The organism is Sporosarcina sp. FSL K6-1522, from assembly GCF_038622445.1.
In the GTDB taxonomy this organism is placed as follows: domain Bacteria; phylum Bacillota; class Bacilli; order Bacillales_A; family Planococcaceae; genus Sporosarcina.
Genome location: NZ_CP152019.1, coordinates 2,597,870 through 2,617,206, shown reverse-complemented (window position 1 = coordinate 2,617,206; position 19,337 = coordinate 2,597,870). Strand labels below are relative to the sequence as shown.

16 protein-coding genes and 1 other annotated feature are annotated in these 19,337 nt (G+C 44.3%); of the genes, 2 read left to right on the top strand and 14 right to left on the bottom strand.

The genetic code is table 11. The features are described from left to right. Window positions 1-10 precede the first annotated feature (10 nt). On the bottom strand, window positions 11-1,285 hold the full coding sequence (hisS, locus tag MKY34_RS12815) for a histidine--tRNA ligase (RefSeq protein ID WP_342511164.1): 1,275 nt from the start codon (window positions 1,283-1,285) through the stop codon (window positions 11-13). A gap of 119 nt (window positions 1,286-1,404) precedes the next feature. Then, window positions 1,405-1,643: a binding site (T-box leader), on the bottom strand. 120 nt (window positions 1,644-1,763) lie between these two features. Here hisS and MKY34_RS12810 point away from each other — a divergent pair. Further along, window positions 1,764-3,284 (top strand): SH3 domain-containing protein, encoded by a 1,521-nt coding sequence (locus tag MKY34_RS12810; RefSeq protein WP_342511162.1) that lies wholly within the window; start codon window positions 1,764-1,766, stop codon window positions 3,282-3,284. A gap of 265 nt (window positions 3,285-3,549) precedes the next feature. On the opposite strand, the gene dtd is transcribed toward MKY34_RS12810, so the two are convergent. The 7 genes from dtd to MKY34_RS12775 form a co-directional block, all read right to left on the bottom strand. Then, window positions 3,550-3,990 (bottom strand): D-aminoacyl-tRNA deacylase, encoded by a 441-nt coding sequence (gene dtd, locus MKY34_RS12805; RefSeq protein ID WP_342511159.1) that lies wholly within the window; start codon window positions 3,988-3,990, stop codon window positions 3,550-3,552. Window positions 3,991-4,006: 16 nt separating this feature from the next. Further along, a complete protein-coding gene (locus tag MKY34_RS12800) occupies window positions 4,007-6,205 on the bottom strand; it encodes a bifunctional (p)ppGpp synthetase/guanosine-3',5'-bis(diphosphate) 3'-pyrophosphohydrolase (RefSeq protein WP_342511157.1) in 2,199 nt (732 codons plus the stop codon). A 171-nt stretch (window positions 6,206-6,376) separates the two neighbouring features. Then, window positions 6,377-6,889, bottom strand: a complete 513-nt coding sequence (locus MKY34_RS12795) for an adenine phosphoribosyltransferase (protein WP_342511156.1) — start codon at window positions 6,887-6,889, stop codon at window positions 6,377-6,379. Further along, a complete protein-coding gene (gene recJ / locus MKY34_RS12790) occupies window positions 6,880-9,228 on the bottom strand; it encodes a single-stranded-DNA-specific exonuclease RecJ (RefSeq protein WP_342511153.1) in 2,349 nt (782 codons plus the stop codon). The genes MKY34_RS12795 and recJ overlap by 10 nt, the downstream gene beginning before the upstream one ends. 123 nt (window positions 9,229-9,351) lie before the next feature. Beyond that, window positions 9,352-9,708 carry a lipopolysaccharide assembly protein LapA domain-containing protein gene (locus MKY34_RS12785; protein WP_342511151.1) on the bottom strand — a complete coding sequence of 119 codons (357 nt, stop codon included), beginning with the start codon at window positions 9,706-9,708 and terminating at the stop codon, window positions 9,352-9,354. A 132-nt stretch (window positions 9,709-9,840) separates the two neighbouring features. Beyond that, window positions 9,841-12,108 carry a protein translocase subunit SecDF gene (gene secDF, locus MKY34_RS12780; protein ID WP_342511148.1) on the bottom strand — a complete coding sequence of 756 codons (2,268 nt, stop codon included), beginning with the start codon at window positions 12,106-12,108 and terminating at the stop codon, window positions 9,841-9,843. 178 nt (window positions 12,109-12,286) lie between these two features. Then, window positions 12,287-12,610: a post-transcriptional regulator gene (locus MKY34_RS12775; protein WP_342511146.1), complete on the bottom strand. Its 324-nt coding sequence runs from the start codon at window positions 12,608-12,610 to the stop codon at window positions 12,287-12,289. Window positions 12,611-12,709: 99 nt separating this feature from the next. Between MKY34_RS12775 and MKY34_RS12770 the strand changes: the two genes are divergently transcribed. Beyond that, window positions 12,710-14,227, top strand: a complete 1,518-nt coding sequence (locus MKY34_RS12770) for a polysaccharide biosynthesis protein (RefSeq protein WP_342511144.1) — start codon at window positions 12,710-12,712, stop codon at window positions 14,225-14,227. Here MKY34_RS12770 and MKY34_RS12765 read toward each other — a convergent pair. The 6 genes from MKY34_RS12765 to ruvA all read right to left on the bottom strand — a co-directional run bounded on the left by MKY34_RS12765 (window position 14,221) and on the right by ruvA (window position 19,188). Beyond that, a complete protein-coding gene (locus MKY34_RS12765; protein ID WP_342511143.1) occupies window positions 14,221-14,862 on the bottom strand; it encodes a DUF421 domain-containing protein in 642 nt (213 codons plus the stop codon). The genes MKY34_RS12770 and MKY34_RS12765 overlap by 7 nt on opposite strands. A gap of 111 nt (window positions 14,863-14,973) precedes the next feature. Further along, window positions 14,974-15,246 (bottom strand): preprotein translocase subunit YajC, encoded by a 273-nt coding sequence (yajC, locus tag MKY34_RS12760; protein ID WP_342511141.1) that lies wholly within the window; start codon window positions 15,244-15,246, stop codon window positions 14,974-14,976. Between the two features lie 40 nt (window positions 15,247-15,286). Beyond that, complete coding sequence (gene tgt, locus MKY34_RS12755; protein WP_342511138.1) at window positions 15,287-16,426, bottom strand: tRNA guanosine(34) transglycosylase Tgt; 1,140 nt, start codon at window positions 16,424-16,426, stop codon at window positions 15,287-15,289. After that, window positions 16,426-17,478 (bottom strand): tRNA preQ1(34) S-adenosylmethionine ribosyltransferase-isomerase QueA, encoded by a 1,053-nt coding sequence (gene queA, locus MKY34_RS12750; protein ID WP_342511136.1) that lies wholly within the window; start codon window positions 17,476-17,478, stop codon window positions 16,426-16,428. The genes tgt and queA overlap by 1 nt, the downstream gene beginning before the upstream one ends. Before the next feature lie 63 nt (window positions 17,479-17,541). Next, the gene (gene ruvB / locus MKY34_RS12745; protein ID WP_342511134.1) at window positions 17,542-18,549 is read right to left on the bottom strand and encodes a Holliday junction branch migration DNA helicase RuvB; all 1,008 of its coding nucleotides are present in this window, start codon (window positions 18,547-18,549) and stop codon (window positions 17,542-17,544) included. A gap of 33 nt (window positions 18,550-18,582) precedes the next feature. Then, on the bottom strand, window positions 18,583-19,188 hold the full coding sequence (ruvA, locus tag MKY34_RS12740; protein ID WP_342511131.1) for a Holliday junction branch migration protein RuvA: 606 nt from the start codon (window positions 19,186-19,188) through the stop codon (window positions 18,583-18,585). Window positions 19,189-19,337 lie beyond the last annotated feature (149 nt).

The following is a 19,337-nucleotide window of genomic DNA, read 5'->3' as shown; positions in this document are numbered from 1 at the left end:
TCCGCCTCTCTTAGTCCATCAATGTTGCTTGAATTTTTGCTACAAGTCCTGCCAAAGGTACCTTTTCTTGTGTACCATTTGCCATGTCTTTTAATTGAGCGGCACCTTCCGCCACTTCATCTTCTCCGATAATAATCACCGTTTTCGCATCGAGGCGATCGGCTGATTTCATCTGCGCCTTCATTTTACGATCCATATAGTCCATATCTGCACGGATTCCCGCTGCTCGTAATTCACCAAGCAATTTAAAGCCTGGACGTCGCGCACCTTCGCCAAGCGTCACAACATAGACATCAAGTACTGGCTCGTCTGTAAATGTTTTGCCCTCTGCTGCCATTGCGAGTAGTAAACGTTCAATACTCATCGCAAAACCGATACCTGGTGCAGGTGGTCCACCGATTTCCTCTGCAAGGCCATTGTATCGTCCACCACCACATAGCGTTGTGATGGCTCCGAAACCACTTGATGTACTCATGATTTCAAATGCCGTATGGTTATAATAATCCAATCCACGCACTAAGTTGGCGTCCACTACGTAAGGAATTCCTGCGTCATCAAGATAGCTTTGTACAGTTGCAAAGTACCCTGCTGATTCTTCATTCAAATAATCCGCAAGAGATGGTGCTGTCGCGATAAGTGGATTGCCACTGTCGACTTTACAATCGAGAATGCGTAATGGATTCTTCTCAATTCTCGATTGACAATCTGCACAGAATTCACCGATATGCGGGCTGAAGTGTACAACAAGTGCATCTCGGTGCTCTTTCCTGGAGTCTGTATCTCCAAGAGAGTTGATAACCAATTTTAGCTCCGTCAATCCTGCACGTTTGTAGACATCCATCGCCAATGCAATGACTTCCGCATCAATTGCTGGATCCGCACTACCAATTGCTTCTACACCGAACTGGACAAATTGACGATAACGCCCTGCTTGTTGACGCTCGTAGCGGAACATTGGTCCTGTATAGTACAATTTAACAGGCTGGTCTGGATAACCAAACATTTTATGCTCTACAAACGAACGGACAACCGCTGCTGTTCCTTCAGGTCGAAGCGTCAACGAACGATTGCCGCGGTCTGTAAAAGTGTACATCTCTTTTTGAACGATATCCGTCGTATCCCCAACTGTTCGCTGAAACAGTTCCGTTTGTTCAAACATCGGTGTACGAATTTCCTTGTACCGATACACATCACATGTATCATTAATGATTTTCTCGACTTTTTGCCACTTCCATGTTTCGGATGGCAAAAGATCCTGTGTTCCTCTTGGCACTTTAAAGTTCATAAGTATTCCCCTTTCTAAATAAAGTACGTGGGCAAGTCCGGCTAATCCATGACATCCTTCTGCCTTATCTCGATACAACCACGCTGCAAGATAAAAAAAGACCCCCATCCCTTGCTTATGCAAGGGACGAGAGCCTTAATAGCTTCCGTGGTTCCACCCAAATTGGCACATCTAGCTTGCGCGCCCACTCAAAATCCGGATAACGGCCGGTTCCGTCTGCACCTACTAAATTTATATCGTTCAGCACAGAGCCTCGATGGTGTTTTTCACTGTACAGTCCTGTAGGATGGATTTCAGCCACGTCCGTCCCTCTCTTGTCAGATCCTTATACAACTACTTTCCATGTCTTCGACAAATAAATATATTGTTGATTCAACATAATCTTAATGATTCATTCCCCGAGTGTCAACCTTTTTCAATTGATTGTGGTTTTTTGTTCATAAACCTTTTACAATGGATTCATAAGGGGGATGATATTTTGTTAAAAACGAGTAAATGGATTCTTACGGTCATCCTTTTGTTCAGTGTATTCCACGAAGTTCCATCGGCTTCTGCCGAAACGCAAACGGTCATCGTCGATACGAAATCACTTCAAGTTCGCTCTGGTCCTGGGTTGACATATACAGTCATCGGCTCATTAAAAAAAGGCGAGCGCATCAATGTCACTGCTATATCCGGTGACTGGTTCCAAATAGCATTCGGCAATCAATCCGGCTGGGTTGCCTCATGGTTAACAACTTCAGCAACTACAGTCACCGCGGACAACAAAACAATCGTTGCCCGTGTTAACGGCTTAAATGTACGATCTGGTCCTTCTATCGATTCTGCTGTACTCGATCGCATGAATGCTGGTGAAAAAGCCGTTTTGACTGAAAGGGACGGCGAGTGGGCCGCCATTATTGTGAACGGCACAGAAGGTTGGGTACATACCGATTACATTTCAGAAGCAACGGAACAGGCTATACCAACAACGAATACGAAAGTAACAACACCTGATTCCTTCACCGTATCTGTCAATACGCTGAATGTGCGAAATAAAGCCGACCTGTCATCGAAGCGTGTTGGGCTCATTCATAAAGGGGAAACGTATGCTGTCAAAGAAGTCGATGGCAACTGGGTCCGCATAGCCGTCGATAAAAAGCAAGAAGGCTGGGTCTATTCGTTCCACGGAACGCTCTTTACGCAAAAAAAGCAAACATCTGAAAAAAAAGCTACAAAAACTGTGACAATCTTATCCAACGGCACAAATATTCGTGAAGCCGCTACAACTTCGTCACAAACTGTTTTGCGTGTAGACGCGGGAGACAAGCTTGCGATCATCGGAGAAGAAGGTGACTGGTATAAAGTATCATTGCCATCAGGTAAAACCGCATTTGTTGCCAAATGGGTTGTTTCAACAGACGATACAGTAGCGACAAAGTCTGCCAAAAAACCAAAAACTGCACGCGTACCTGGCACACTAAAAGGGCTGACGCTTGTCATAGATGCTGGACACGGCGGCAATGATCGTGGCACAACAGGTGCACGTGGGACCGATGAAAAAGGCATCACTCTTCTAACTGCAGAACTATTAGCTGCCAAACTGAAAGCAGCTGGAGCAAATGTCATCATGACACGCGAATCCGATACCTTTGTCTCCCTGAGAAAACGGGTTGCTATCAGCCAACAACATCAAGCTGACGCCTTCATTAGCGTGCATTACGATGCCAACTTAGATACATCGATTACAGGCTTCACAACCTATTACACACATAGTTCGCAACGAGCACTCGCTACGGCAGTGAATAAAGGACTGGCTTCGACTGTCAACCTACGCAATCGAGGAGCACAACCTGCAGATTTCTTAGTGCTTCGGGAAAACAAGCAAGACGCCATCCTGATTGAACTCGGCTTCCTCTCGAACGCATCTGAAGAACGAGCCATTACAACAGACATGTTCCGTGAGCAAGCCGCACATGGTATTTATAAAGGGTTACTCAAATACTTTAATTCGAATTAATCATCAATTACGCCTCGACGTAATTGCGTCCAGATTTTTTTCGAGCCCAGGGCCAACAGGATGTTGGTCATGCAACCTAAAAAGCCGCTTCATCGACGGGATTTTTTCCTGATAAATGAAGTGGCTTTTTGTGTGGGTAGGTATGGGGCTTGTACTGGTAATTCGACAACTTGCACGGACAGTTTCACACTTTGCGCTGACAATCTCTGCGAACCAAGCCATGCCAAAATAAAGGACTTTCCGCGCAGGAAAGTCCTTTTCTTTATCATTTTGATTCTACAATAATCGTCACTGGACCATCATTGACGAGCTCGACATCCATCATCGCGCCGAAAATACCCGTTTCAACTTGCAGCCCTTCCGCTTGAAGCTGTGCGTTAAAATAGTCCCACAGCGGCTTGGCTTGTTCAGGTCTAGCCGCCTCTATAAAGCTAGGACGGCGCCCTTTTTTAACATCTCCATACAGTGTAAACTGAGAGATGGACAAAATCGAACCGTTCACCTCATCGATTGAGCGATTCATCTTCCCTTCGGCATCTTCCCATAAACGCAGCCCTGCGATTTTCTTTGCCACGTAATCGACATCTTCCTCTGTATCCGTGTGGGTAATGCCGACGAGTAGCACATAGCCTTTATCAATCGAGCCCGTCACTTCCCCATCAACTTGTACCGAGGCCGGGCCTGATCTTTGTAATACCACTTTCATTTTGTACACCTTCTCATTAATTAATAATTCTTTGGACCGAATAGATGTCTCGAATTTGTTTGATTCGGTCGACAATTTTGTGTAAATGATCAATATCCGTAATTTTAATCGTCAAATTCATATGTGCAATTTTTTCACGATCAGCTTTGCCACTCACCGCTACCATCGGCGTTTTCGTTTCAGCAACTACCATCATCACTTCATTGAGCAAGCCCAATCGATCATATCCCGTAATTTCGATATCGACTTGGAACTCTTTTTTATTCGTTGGAGAACCAAGTGCCCACTCGACGTCAATAATACGATCCTTATCCTCTTCACTCGTTACAATGTTCGGACAGTCCGTACGGTGGACGGAAACGCCTCGACCTTTTGTAATAAAACCGACAATATCGTCGCCTGGTATCGGGTTACAACATTTAGACAGTCTGATTAATAAGTTTTCGATGCCTTTAACAATCACACCTGACTCAGTCACTTTTTCTGGTTGAGCGACTTTCATATCGGACACAATTTTATCAATGGTATCTTGCTGTTCACGCTCTTTACGCATTTTCTCCGCAAGTCGATTGACAACTTGCTGTGCTGTAATACCGTTGAAGCCAACAGCCGCACACATATCTTCTTCGGATGTAAAGCTGAATTTATCAATCACACGGTTAATATTTTCTTGCGTTAACACGGCTTTTATATCGTATTCTTGTGCTTTTATTTCTTTTTCAATCATCTCGCGACCTTTGATAATGTTTTCATCACGAAGTTGCTTCTTGAAAAATTGACGAATTTTGTTTTTTGCCTGTGATGTATTAGCAATTTTCAGCCAATCGCGACTTGGCCCAAATGATTGTTTAGAGGTTAAAATTTCAATAATATCGCCTGTAAAAAGTTCCGAATCGAGTGGCACCATTTTGCCATTGACCTTGGCACCAATTGTTCGATTCCCGACCTCTGAATGGACGCGATACGCAAAGTCAATCGGCACCGAACCTGCTGGAAGTTCAATGACATCACCGTCTGGTGTAAACACGTACACCATATCCGAAAACAAATCGAATTTTAAAGACTCCATGAATTCCTCAGCGTTTGAGGATTCGTTTTGAATCTCCAATATCTCCCTAAACCATGTCAATTTCGAATCAATATCACTCGGATTCGCCATTAATGTCTTGCCTTCTTTGTACGCCCAATGTGCAGCTACCCCAAACTCGGCAATTTTGTGCATCTCTTCCGTTCGAATCTGCACCTCAAGGGGATCACCCGCTGGCCCTACAACCGTCGTATGGATTGATTGGTATAAATTCTGTTTCGGCATAGCAATATAATCTTTAAACCTGCCAGGCATTGGTTTCCACAGCGTATGAATACTCCCAAGTACCGCATAGCAGTCTTTAATACTGGAAACAATGATTCGAACAGCAAGGAGATCATAAATTTCATTGAACTCCTTCTTCTGAATAATCATTTTTCGATAAATGGAATATAAATGTTTTGGACGGCCTGAAAGATCGGCAGCAATATCCATCTCACCGATTTCCGTCTTAATTTGCTCCATCACATTATCCAAATAATTTTCACGCTCAACACGCTTGCGCTTCATCATATTAACAATTCGATAATATTGTTGAGGGTTTAAATAACGTAATGCCGTGTCTTCTAATTCCCATTTAATCGCAGAAATACCGAGTCGATGTGCAAGTGGTGCAAAGATTTCTAACGTTTCAGCTGCCACACGACGTTGTTTTTCTTCCGAAACATGCTTCAATGTCCGCATATTATGCAAACGGTCTGCTAATTTAATCAGAATGACACGAATGTCCCGCGCCATCGCTATGAACATTTTTCGATGGTTCTCAGCCTGTTTCTCTTCTTTCGATTTGAACTTTAGCTTATCCAACTTTGTGACGCCATCAACGAGCATCGCGACTTCTTCTCCGAAATCACGGATAATGTCTTCTCGATCGACATCTGTATCCTCCACAACATCGTGAAGAAATCCTGCAGCAACCGTTGAAGGATCCATTTGCAATTCAGCTAGAATACCCGCAACTTGAATCGGATGAAGGATATATGGCTCCCCTGAACTTCTAAACTGTCCTTCATGCGAAGATTTTGCAACCTCGTATGCTTTTTGGACAAACGCTACATGTTCTTCATTCATATAGGAGCCGATTAGTGCAAATAACTCTTCTGCCGTCATGTCACGATTTTTCGCCATGTCTTTACCCCTTTCGACCTTTTCCGCAAAAAAATAATAATATTCTTATTGTATGTATAAATGCATCCATCTGTAAAGTACCTACATATAGAAAAATCCTCCGCTTTTCGTGCGGAGGACCTTTTTTAGTTGTCTAGACTCCAGCGCCTGAACAGGCGCTTGCGCTTTTTTTTAGTATGTGATCAATGAACGCGTGTTGTAACCTTTCAACTTTTCACGTCCGCTTAAGTAAGAGAGTTCGATGATGAACGCACAGCCTGCAACAACGCCACCAAGCTTTTCTACAAGTTTAATCGTTGCTTCGACTGTACCACCTGTCGCTAGTAAATCATCGACGATGAGTACACGTTGCCCTGGCTTTATGGCATCTTTGTGAATTGTTAATGTATCTGTCCCATATTCCAAATCATATTCCACTTCAATTGTTTCTCGTGGCAACTTCCCAGGTTTACGAACTGGAGCAAAACCAACTTCAAGTGCATAAGCAACTGGACAACCGATGATAAAACCGCGTGCCTCTGGACCAACGATAATATCTGTCCCCAATTCCTTCGCATACTTAACAATTTCGTCCGTTGCATATTTATAAGCCTTACCATTATCCATAATGGTTGAAATATCCTTAAAACTAATGCCCTCTTTCGGATAGTTCGGTACAATCGTCACATATTCCTTCAAATCCATACCTGTTCCTCCTTGTCGATGGTTTCTTGCCTTACGCCATCGAACCATTGTTTCAATTCCATATAAGATGCATAGAGCAGCCTCTTTTCCAATTCAATCTGTAGTTGCCGCTCCTGGTAGGATGGCGCTTCAGACAAATCTCGCTTGCCAACTGGCTCTACAAAAGAAGCTACACCATTCTCTATCTTAACAAATCCAAGCTCAGAAAACACCTTTGACATAAAATAGACCGTTTCTTTCTTCCATCCTTTATGTTGCGTTAACTGTTCACCGTTTTTCGTAATGTCAAAAGTACCGCGCTTTTTCAAAAATCCATAATACCAGCCAAACTGCTCACGTTCTGGAATGCCATCAAAATACTTAGATTCTGCCGCATAAAAATGGGCATAAATTCGATTCGGATTCATCGCCCTCACAAGCTCTTCCAACTGTTGCGCATCGTTTGGTATATCAAGCAAAACAAGATTTTCTGCCTCCACCATTGCAGACTTGCCCACTAAATGAATGGCAATCCCTTTCAATACAGATTGGAAATGCACCACTGTCTGCTCTTGAAACGCCGCGAATAGTGTACGCTCAACTGGAATCGTCGGTAGCCATCTAGACGGTTCACGTACCCCACGCAAGTCAAATAGCTGCCATTCATCTGAACGTATATCCCCAATTAACAACTGTGGCTTTTTATGGCCATTCCATTCATTTACTTGTAAATCCCCCGCAACAGATAATTTCACACCCGGTGTCAACTGATCTGCAATATGACCAAGTCCGAATCCAATCGTATCTAGTGTCTGCTCTCCATCTGTTACTTCTAACTTCAGATGATTTTTAGCTGCACCAATTTTTCGCACCGAGGCGGCCGATAACTCATCCAACAAGTAGACGGGTTTCGCAAAGGCCATACCAAATGGACGAAGCAGTTCGAGCGACTCCAACACATTCACATCAATCTCTTCAATCGATAACGGTACGTCAATATGCAGTTCTGGAGACAGCAATTCCGCTGTCAACACGGCCTGCGCCTGCTCATTCAACTTGGCACGCAACTGCTCGACATCTGCAATGGCAAGCGACATACCCGCCGCCATCTGATGTCCGCCAAAATGAGATAGCAGTTGCGCATTTTTCGATAGTTCAACAAACATATCAAAGCCAGAAATGCTACGTGCCGACCCTTTGGCAGTGCCCTTTTCCGTATCGATTGACAACACAATCGATGGACGATAATACTTTTCTGTCAACCGCGAAGCAACGATGCCGACAACACCTGCATTCCAACCCTCACCCGCGATAACAAGCACATGTGGTATCGCTTCTCCATACATCGCCGCAATCATGTCTTCTGCCTCTTTTGTAATGGTCGACACAATGCCTTGTCGCTCTTTATTCAACGCATCTAATTCATTTGCCAATGCTAGCGCCGTAGCTAAGTCTTCCGTCTTTAGTAACTCAACAGCCGGGTCTGCATCGCCAAGGCGTCCTGCAGCATTGAGGCGCGGCCCAATCATGAAGCCTATGGATTCCTCTGACAACGTCGATTGCTCCACACCAGCAACCCGCGCAAGCGCTTGAATCGCCGGACGCTTCGATGTCCGCATCTGCTGAATGCCTTCCTTCACAAAATAACGATTCTCGTCTCGCAGTGGCACAAGATCCGCAACCGTTCCAATTGCCACAAGTTCCAGCAATTCGAGCGGTACGTCATCTAGTAACGCACAAACCAGTTTGAATGCTACCCCCACTCCAGCGAGTTCTCCGAATGGATACGCCCCTGCCGGATGCCTTGGATGAAGAATGGCATCAGCCGGAGGCAACACCTCACCGATTTCATGGTGATCAGTAACAATCACATCCATACCGAGCGATTTGGCATAAGCAATTTCATCGACACCTGAAATGCCGTTATCGACAGTGATAATTAGAGATGTGCCCTTTTCATGTAACTCGCGGAATAATTCCTTATTCGGTCCATAACCATGCGTAAAGCGATTCGGAATAGCAAAGAAGACGTCCGCCCCTAACTCCTCCAATGCTGTCATCAACACGGTTACACTCGTTACACCGTCCCCATCATAATCGCCATAAACAGCGATTTTCTGATCTGACACAATTGCATCTTCAATGAGCGAGACTGCTTTGTCCATATCATAGAGTAAGTGCGGGTTATGCATGGAGCTCACATCCATATGTAAAAACGCTTTCGCTTCCTCTACATCCGTAATCCCTCTTGAAGCTAATATTTTCGCATGGACGGATGGAATAGCAAGCGCATTTGCCAATGTGGCAACTAGCTGTTCATCCGGCCGATTTACAGTCCATCTTTTCATTGAATCTATCAACATCTTCACATCCTTACGTTCATTATAGCTGATGAAACCCGTATCTTAAAGAAAAGGCTGCTCGCTTCTCCTCAATGTGAAAGCACCCTCTAAGAGCATCGTTCTTAGAGAGTGCTTTCGTGTTCAATCGAGCGTTTTTGTGTGGTCTTCCTTTTTGATTAAAGCGGACACGGCTTGCTTTTTCAATTCCACAATTTCTTTTTCAAGAAGCGCAATCGTCTGTTCTTTCGCTTCCATTTCTTTATGATGGATTTTCACACGGTGATGCAATTTCGTCGACTTCACAATGGCGATTAACCCGCTAACCGCTGCCCCAAGTAATGCCGATCCTAGTATAACAAGAACAAGCGGCCACTGTGCTTTCGCCACTAAATAGTTCACCTCAACTGGCTCGACGTTAATAACAGCGAATGTAGCAATAATAATAGCAAATAGTAACCCCAACAATAAATTCCATTGAATTTTCGTATCCGATTTCATAGCCCTTCCCCCTAACTATATCAATTGCCACCAAGCTATTCTTCTAACCTAGCCATTCAAAAAACGGAACAGGTATACAAAAAGTATACCCAGTTCCGTTTAAAAGTGAAACGTATTTTTTTTAGGCTTTGCTTAGACGACAGGTTCGTCTGAGCCCCATTTTTTCTTCTCATCTGCTTTAATCGGACCTTTATCCTTTAACTCACGTTTTTTCAAGTCAAACCAAATTTGAGCTGAAATGAAAATTGAAGAATAGGTTCCCGCCAACAACCCTATCAAAAGTGCAATTGAGAATGTCCGGATCGATTCCGCGCCAAGGAGCATCAATGCTGCGACTACAAAAATAACTGTCAGCACCGTGTTCACAGAACGACTAAGCGTTTGACGCAATGAGCCATTGACAATATCCGCCAACTCTTTTTCAGTCGTAATTTGTTTGCGATAACTAATATTTTCCCGTATCCGGTCAAATGTCACAATTGTGTCATTGATGGAGTACCCGACAATCGTTAATACAGCTGCTATGAACGTAATGTCCACTTCAAGACGCAGAATACTGAACAACGCAACCATGAAGAATGCATCATGGAGTAGACCGATAATCGATGCAACGCCCATTCGCCATTCAAAACGGAAGGCGACGTAAATAACAATCCCTAGCGCTGCATACAATAGTGCTTGCAGGGCATTTTGCGCCAATTCTTTACCCACTGTATCCGAAACCGCAGACACATTCGGCTCCGAGCCATATTCAGTTGCAATATTAGCTTTAAATTTATTCAATTCTTCTTGTTGGAATTCTTCTTGTTTATAACGAATAACTGCGATGTTTTTCGTGTCACCGGAAATAACAACATCATCTGATGGATGACCGACTTCGTCCAAGAATTTCGTAATTTCATCTTTCGTTACCGACTGATTGGCAAGCACTTCAACACGCGTACCACTCGAGAAATCGATCCCCAAATTCAATTTAAAGACCCCAAGCATAATGACACCCGTAACGAGTAAAATCGTCGAAATCACATAGAATCTTTTTCGCGTTCCAACAAAATCAAAACGGTCAAACTTCGTTGTCAAATCCAACGGTTCTACGTTATCTTCCACTGGGTGAACCTTGTTTTTCGCAATACCGAACAAACCAGTCTTGCCATCCAATGCACCACTATTGACAAGAAGTCCAAGCAGCAAGCGAGAGCCCCAAACTGCCGTCAAGAAGCTAACCATAATACTGATAATGAGCATTGTCGCAAAACCTTTTACCGAGCTTGTCCCAAAAATAAACAAGACAACCGCCGCAAGAAGCGTCGTAATATTGGCATCAAGAATAGCCGTAAAGGAAGATTTTGCTCCCGCAAGGAACGAAGTCTTCACCGACTTACCAACACGTAATTCTTCCCGTATCCGTTCATACGTCAAGATATTGGCATCGACAGCCATCCCAACCCCGAGCATAAGTGCTGCAATCCCTGGCAATGTCAGCACGCCATTAATAAGCGTAAAGACGAGTAAAATCAGGAAGATATACACCGATAATGTCACAACCGCCACAAAACCTGGCAGGCGATAATAGACAAGCATAAAGACAAAAATCAGCGCAACCCCAACAATTCCGGCAATAATCGTTTTATCGAGCGCTTGTTCACCAAACTGTGCACCAACTGAAGTGGAATAAACTTCTTCCAGATGGACAGGTAACGCACCCGCATTCAAAATCCCCGCAAGATTATTCGTCTCTTCAGCCGTAAAACTTCCTGAAATTTGAACATCTGAAGAATGGATTGGCTGACTTACATATGGAGCAGAAACGAATTTTGGATCCGGCTTGGCCATCTCCGCTTTAAACGAATCTTCGCCTTCTACAAAATCTAACCAGATAACCATCACATTTTCAGGTTTTTTCTGCAAAATGGTCGTTGTCACTTCACCGAATTTATTTGGATCTTTCATTTCAAGTGTGACGACAGGCTGACCGTTTTCATCGAAATTGGCCTTCGCCTTGCCGGCTTTCAAATCATTACCATCAAGCAATAGATTATCATCGGCATCCCTAAACGTCAGATTTGCCTGTGTCGCCAACAATTCCCGTGCGGATTGTTGGTCTTTCACACCCGCAAGTTGAACCCGAATCCGGTTATTGGACTCGATTTGAATATTTGGCTCACTCACTCCAAGAACGTCAATCCGATTTCTTAATGCTTTTTGCGTATCTTTCACAACAGCTTCTGTTATTTTTTGACCATCTTTCAATGGTTGTACTTCATAAAGGACTTCAAAACCGCCCTGCAAATCAAGCCCAAGATTTACATTTTTCAATATCGGATTTGTAGTCGTACCTATCGTCGCAGCAAAAATGACGAGTAGTAATAAGAACGCTACAATCCGTCCTCTTCTTTTCATAATTCCGTTTCCCCCTCTAGATGCGGAATGTATCACCAAATGATTTCCCTATGTATGTATACATTCCTTGAAAAGCATAGATGCCTAAAGACTAATGCATTTTTAAAAACAGTACTTTCATTATGAAACACAGGCATCCTTGTGTCAAATCATCACTGTTTAACTTGGTTCAATCGATCTAGCTTAAGTCGCTTCTCGATTTCGGGGGTGCCAATAACATTTGTAGCTCGGCACTGTTTAAATCAGAAAACCAGTCCGAAGCGCGTTGTTCTTCAATTTGGCTATATGTCATATACTCTGCTGGTAAGACTTGTAGGATGCCATTGACAATTTCATGCACGCGCATTGAAGCGATATCTTTTTTCCGCCATTTTTTCTTGACACAATACGCCCAGATATCTTCTTCGGTTACTGTCGAATAGCCATATAGCTGGAATTCATTCCTTTTGCTTTCAATCGCTGGGCGCACTTTCGTAAATAAGTGTTCGAATTGTACCGCCATTGTCTTCATCCCTTTCCTATTGGCAGTCGTAAATACATATATTTCCGCATATGTTTAGTCTATACGAAATGACCGGAATTGAGAAGGAGTTGTTTTAGTATGTCCTCTTTTATACGTGGAACAGTCGTTTTGATGGTCGCAGTCTTCTTGTCGAAGCTGTTAGGATTCGTTTACCGCATCCAATTCATGCGTATTGCAGGGGAAGAAGCGGTCGGTATCTATATGACGGCTTACCCAGCTTTCATCTTCTTTCTGTCGCTTGTTCAGCTCGGTGTGCCTATCGCCCTCGCCAAAGTAATTGCAGAGCTGGATGCAAAAGGGCAAACGACGAAGCTTCCTGCCGTCATGAAAACCTCTTATTTCATAACCATCCTGACGAGCCTTGTTTTCATCCCAGCCTGTATATTGTTCGTCCCTTTTTTATCAGAAACATTGCTTGAAAATGCTTCCTCTGCAACAACGCTGTATGTCGGGATCGCCATCGTACCTATTGCGGCAATCGGAGGATTAATACGTGGCTACTTTCAAGGCATCGCACGTATCGAGGAAACGGCTTGGTCACAAATTATTGAACAGTTTTTTCGTATCATCCTTATCACATGGTTATTGCCATCCCTATTGATATCCGACAATGCTGGGATGAGCGCAGCCTATGCAATGGGGATCACACTGCTTGCCGAAATGCTTTCCGTTCTCTATTTACTGTATAAATATTACCAGCGCAAAAAGCGCATGCCAAAAGTACAAGGCAAACAACCACGCTATCCGATGGAACCACTCCTTGCGATTGCACTACCTTCTTCAGGAAGCCGGCTTTTCGGAACATTCACATGGTTTCTGGAACCGATTATCTTTCTACGTGCCTTGTCAATGGCTGGGGTTACGGCAGTTGCTGCCACTTCACTCTATGGCGTCATTTCTGGCGTGCTCATTCCACTACTACTATTTCCATCCTTCATTCCCTACGCGCTATCCGTCGTCCTAGTTCCGGCAGTTAGTGGCGCAGCCGCCTCGCAAAATATCGGAAAGTTACAAGAGCGGATTCATCTATCGCTACGTTTATCGGCATTGACCGGGGCTTTTGCGGCAGCTGTCTTTTTTGTTCACGGACAGGCACTGGCTGAAAAGCTTTTCCATGTGACAAGCGGTGCGTCCTACATGACACTTCTTGCGCCCGTGTTTTTCTTTTATTACATCCAGAGCCCTCTCTATTCCATTTTACAAGCAACGGGCGATGCCAAAGCAGGGATGATGAATTCTGTGTATGGCGGAATCGCCAAGCTTGGTGTCATGTTCATCCTTGCCTCTCAACCCGGTCTCCAAGAAACAGGAGCGGTGCTGGCGATTGGTTTTGGTGTCTTGATTACCTCCTTTCTCCATATCGCAACACTACGAAAAAATAAAGCGACCGCGACGGGATTCACTATGTTTGCCATGCCTTATGCATCATTTGTCATGACAGCGATTGCACGCCCCATTTTTATTCCCATCGGCGATTTTGGTTTACTGATGGAATGTGCGATTACCTCTCTATTCTTGCTTGTCGTTCTTATTTTGACAGGTCAAGTGAAAAAAGGAGATTTGTTTCAATTTAAAAAACTGATGAAAACTCATTGATACTGTTCTTTCAACTGACACTTCAATTCACCATTTTCAAATGTACAATAAAAAATTTGCTCAATACTTTGAATACCTTGCGCTTTAATTTCCGTTTCAAGCCACGATTCAGTTTTGCCAATTAACGCCAAATGCCTACTTTGCATAACGCCGTCAGCGACCAGTGCAAGAACCGGTTGCACATCATCATGTTTAAAGACCGACAAATTCCCTGACGGCTCTAAATAAGCAAAAGAGACCTCATGGACCGAACCGATTTGCTGTTCACGTAATTGTTGAAATAAGTCATCCAAATTGTAACGCTGCTTGCGCATTTCCTGTTCAATTATTTTTCCATGCTTAATGATAATTGTCGGTTCACCATCCACTAAATCCCTAAATCGTTTACTTTTCAATGAAATCAAAGATGACAGTAATTGAATGACCAACAAAATAAGCATCGGCACAATCGATTGTAACAACTTCTGATCAGGGGAATCGAGCGCAAACGCCGCCACTTCTGCCATAATGACAAATACGACAACATCAATGACCCCAAGCTCGCCAACTTCCCGTTTGCCCATAATTCGCAAAATCACAACGATGAGCACATAAAGAAAAACCGTCCGAAACCCGATTATCAGTAAATCATCCATACGCATCCTCCCCTTTGGTAAAAGGATGCCCTTATCAAATCAGCTTCTATACAAAAAAGACAGTTGCCTAAGCGGGAAATTCCCCACCTAGATAACTGTCTCTTTTTGTACTTACAATCCTGCTTTGGAATCTACTACACGTCCAACTGCTTGTCGATCAAATTGTAATGTTGTACTATCGGAAACTTTCAGGAAAACAGATGCTTCATCTACCGCATCAATTGTTCCGTGAATACCACCAATTGTAATCACTTTATCGCCACGTTTTAAATCGTTTTGCATCTGCTTCGTCGCTTTCTGTCTCTTTTGCGCCGGCCTGATTAACAAAAACCACATGACTGCGAACATTGCCACGAACGGCAATAATCCAGCTAATCCTTCCATTGTTTCATCCCCCTTTCAACCTCGATTCATTATACAAGATTCAAAAGTTTTTTGCATTCGGTTTGTTGAATCCGTAACTCTCAAAAAACTCTTCTCGGAAATCACCCAAACGATCATTGCGGATTGCATCCCGTACTTGCTCCATTAAATTGAGCAAGAAATGCAAGTTATGATGCGTCGTCAAACGAATACCAAACGTCTCCTCTGTACGGATGAGATGATGGATATACGCTCGGCTATAATTTTTACAAGCATAGCAATCACAATTTTCGTCAAGTGGCCGGAAATCATTTTTATACTTCGCATTGCGCACAACCAAACGCCCTTCGCTTGTCATCAATGTGCCGTTACGTGCGATACGTGTCGGCAACACACAGTCAAACATGTCGATACCGCGGATGGCGCCGTCGATGAGCGAGTCAGGTGACCCAACCCCCATCAAATAACGCGGCTTGTCCTCTGGCAATAGTGGTGTTGTGTACTCAAGCACACGATTCATAATATCTTTCGGCTCTCCGACAGATAACCCACCAATCGCATAACCAGGGAAATCAAGAGCAACAAGATCTCTTGCACTCTGCTTGCGCAACTCTTCAAACTCTCCTCCTTGAACAATGCCAAATAAGGCTTGCTCATCTGGGCGTGCATGAGCCGCTAAACAACGCTCTGCCCATCTAGATGTACGCTCCACACTTGCCTTCATATACTCATACGTTGCCGGGAACGGTGGACACTCGTCAAACGCCATCATAATATCTGGCCCGAGCGCATTTTGAATTTCCATCGCCTTTTCAGGACTTAAAAACAACTTGCTGCCATTTAAGTGATGTCTGAAATGGACACCCTCTTCTTCGATTTTGCGGAATTTGCTCAATGAAAACACTTGGAAACCGCCTGAATCCGTCAGAATCGGTCGGTCCCAGTTCATAAATTTGTGCAAGCCACCCGCTTCTTTAATAATTTCATGCCCTGGACGGAGCCATAAGTGGTACGTGTTGCTTAAAATAATGCCTGCACCGATGTCTTTCAATTCTTCCGGCGACATCGTTTTCACCGTAGCCTGTGTACCTACCGGCATAAATGCAGGCGTCTCAAATGAGCCGTGCGGCGTGTGGACGATACCTAAACGCGCTCCGGTCTGTTTACAAGTTTTAATATGTTCGTATGTGATTGCTGCCATTACTGTAATTCCTTCCTTTGTGACGGTTTGATGAACATTGCATCTCCAAAACTAAAGAAACGATAGTTTTCCTCAACCGCCTTGTTGTATGCCGCGAGAACATGTTCGCGCGTTGCAAGTGCCGAAATCAGCATAATTAACGTTGATTTCGGTAAATGGAAATTGGTCAATAGTCCATCCAGCAAGCTAAATGCATAACCTGGGTAGATGAAAATCGAGGTCCAGCCACTTGTTGCGATGACTTTACCATTATTTGCCGATGCAATGGTCTCCAATGTTCGCGCAGACGTAGTGCCCACCGCTATAACACGGCCGCCTCGCGCTTTCGCCTGATTGATAATATCCGTGGTCAGCTGTGAAACCTGATAGTATTCGGAATGCATCGTATGCGCTTCAATCGAGTCAACGCTCACTGGACGAAACGTGCCAAGGCCAACATGCAATGTGATAAATGCAATATCAACGCCTTTTGCCCGAATCTGTTCTAAAATATCATCTGTAAAATGGAGACCTGCTGTCGGTGCTGCTGCCGACCCACGTTCTTTTGCAAACACCGTCTGATAGCGCGCCTGATCATCAAGCGTCTCCGTAATATATGGCGGCAATGGCATTTGGCCAAGCGCCTCCAAGATTTCATAAAAAATCCCATCATAGATTAACTTGAATGTGCGGCCACCTTGTTCCAATATGCCCGTACATTCCGCTTTCAGGCGCCCATCGCCAAACGTGACAATCGTTCCAAGTTTGACACGCTTTGCTGGTTTCACAAGTGTTTCCCACTCATTTGTAGCCATTTCCTTCAACAGAAGCACTTCAATTGTAGCACCTGTATCCTCTTTTACACCCATGAGACGTGCTGGTAACACGCGCGTGTCATTCAAAACGAGGACATCCCCTGCTTCCAATTCATCAAGCAAATCAGGGAAGCGGCGGTGCTGCACTTCACCCGTTTCTTTATCGAGCACCATGAGCCGACTTGCTGTACGGTCCTGCAATGGGGTTTGTGCTATCAGATTTTCTGGTAAATCAAAATCAAAATCATTTACATCCATCGTCTCGTTGACTCCCTTTTATGATTAAATAAGCCTCGGTATCCACCGAAGTTGTTAGCATTACTAGTTATTTTGTTCTGGAACTGCATAGCCAAAATGGTCATACGCCAAATGCGTCGCAACCCGCCCACGCGGTGTCCGTTGAATGAAACCGATTTGCAGTAAATACGGTTCATAGACATCTTCAATGGTTACTGATTCCTCACCAATACTAGCCGAAATCGTATCGATTCCAACAGGGCCACCTTGAAAGCGCTCAATCATGCCGGTCAGCAACTTATGATCGATATGATCCAGCCCATGTGAATCGACTTGTAGCATTTCCAGTGCTTCTTGTGCAATTTCCAACGTTACACTACCATTGCCTCTTACTTGCGCAAAATCACGCACGCGACGTAACAATCGATTAGCAATACGTGGAGTCCCACGAGATCGACGCGCGATTTCGAAAGCCGCCTGCTCATCAATCGTCACATCAAACAGCCCAGCACTGCGGACAACGATTTCTTTTAACGGCCCAACCTCATAATATTCTAAGCGCAGCGGCACACCAAATCGATCGCGCAGAGGGGCTGATAAAGCACCTGCACGAGTTGTTGCCCCGATGAGCGTAAATGGCGGTAAATCAAGACGAATTGACCTTGCTGCTGGTCCTTTACCGACGACAATGTCCAAACAAAAATCTTCCATCGCCGGATACAACACTTCTTCAATTGCCCGATTGAGTCTGTGGATTTCGTCAATAAATAACACATCGCCTGGCTCCAACGAAGAAACAACCGCGGCAAGATCTCCTGGCCGCTCGATTGCTGGACCGCTCGTCATCCGGACGTTAACATCCATTTCATTGGCTATAACCGTTGCGAGCGTCGTCTTACCAAGACCCGGAGGCCCATACAGTAAGACATGATCCAAACTTTCACTGCGTCCCTTCGCCGCTTCGATGAAAACCCCTAGGTTATCCTTTACTTTTTCCTGCCCGATATACTGGCTCAGAAACTGAGGTCTCAACGACTGCTCAAAACGCTCATCAAAATTCGATACTTCTCCTGATATGACTCGTTCCTCCATTGTCCACCCCCCTTTCTAGTAGTAGTTGCCGACTCATTGTTGCTTTAATAATAAACGCAAAGCCAATTTCATATAACCTTCTGTATCATGCTCTTCTTTTTCCAACTTCGGTTTCACTTTCGTCAATTCACGCTGTGAATAGCCAAGCGCTTCCAATGCTAAAATGGCTTCATCCAATGCGCCATTCTCCGCCATCGTCAACAATGTGACATCTTCGTCTTCCACATCAATTTCACTAAAGAGATCATGTAGCTTACCTTTCAAATCCAAAATCATCTGCCGTGCCGTCTTTTTACCAACGCCCGGAAATTGGACAAGAAACGTCTCGTCCTCACGTTCGATTGCTCCAATCACTTGGGAAGGAATGCCACTCGCTAAAATCGCCAAAGCGCCTTTCGGACCGATGCCCGAAACCGTAATGAGCTTTTTAAACAGCTCACGTTGCTCTAATGTCTTAAAACCGAGTAACAACTGAATATCTTCACGCACATGCAAATAGGTGAATACTTGCTGCACGTCATCCGTCTTATGAAAGGCATACGGATTTGGCGTCATAATGAGCCAACCAACCCCGCCTTGTTCAAGCGTTATGTATTCTGGCGTCACACGCGTGACATGCCCTTTTATATAATCGTACATCTTATCTTCCCCCTATATGGTCAGAACTGATTATACCATACGAACACACTTTCCACCTCGTAGAAACACAAAAGAAAAGATGACCGCTTTGTCGGCGGCCATCGGTTATTCACTTGTGCGATTATGTAAGCATTCTATATAGCTATCAT

Excerpts from the sequence above, each read along its gene's own strand:
- hisS (WP_342511164.1), bottom strand. The coding sequence starts at position 1,285 with ATGAACTTTAAAGTGCCAAGAGGAACACAGGATCTTTTGCCATCCGAA.
- dtd (WP_342511159.1), bottom strand. The coding sequence starts at position 3,990 with ATGAAAGTGGTATTACAAAGATCAGGCCCGGCCTCGGTACAAGTTGAT.
- MKY34_RS12800 (WP_342511157.1), bottom strand. The coding sequence starts at position 6,205 with ATGGCGAAAAATCGTGACATGACGGCAGAAGAGTTATTTGCACTAATC.
- MKY34_RS12795 (WP_342511156.1), bottom strand. The coding sequence starts at position 6,889 with ATGGATTTGAAGGAATATGTGACGATTGTACCGAACTATCCGAAAGAG.
- MKY34_RS12785 (WP_342511151.1), bottom strand. The coding sequence starts at position 9,708 with ATGAAATCGGATACGAAAATTCAATGGAATTTATTGTTGGGGTTACTA.
- secDF (WP_342511148.1), bottom strand. The coding sequence starts at position 12,108 with ATGAAAAGAAGAGGACGGATTGTAGCGTTCTTATTACTACTCGTCATT.
- MKY34_RS12775 (WP_342511146.1), bottom strand. The coding sequence starts at position 12,610 with ATGGCGGTACAATTCGAACACTTATTTACGAAAGTGCGCCCAGCGATT.
- MKY34_RS12770 (WP_342511144.1), top strand. The coding sequence starts at position 12,710 with ATGTCCTCTTTTATACGTGGAACAGTCGTTTTGATGGTCGCAGTCTTC.
- MKY34_RS12765 (WP_342511143.1), bottom strand. The coding sequence starts at position 14,862 with ATGGATGATTTACTGATAATCGGGTTTCGGACGGTTTTTCTTTATGTG.
- yajC (WP_342511141.1), bottom strand. The coding sequence starts at position 15,246 with ATGGAAGGATTAGCTGGATTATTGCCGTTCGTGGCAATGTTCGCAGTC.
- tgt (WP_342511138.1), bottom strand. The coding sequence starts at position 16,426 with ATGGCAGCAATCACATACGAACATATTAAAACTTGTAAACAGACCGGA.
- queA (WP_342511136.1), bottom strand. The coding sequence starts at position 17,478 with ATGGATGTAAATGATTTTGATTTTGATTTACCAGAAAATCTGATAGCA.
- ruvB (WP_342511134.1), bottom strand. The coding sequence starts at position 18,549 with ATGGAGGAACGAGTCATATCAGGAGAAGTATCGAATTTTGATGAGCGT.
- ruvA (WP_342511131.1), bottom strand. The coding sequence starts at position 19,188 with ATGTACGATTATATAAAAGGGCATGTCACGCGTGTGACGCCAGAATAC.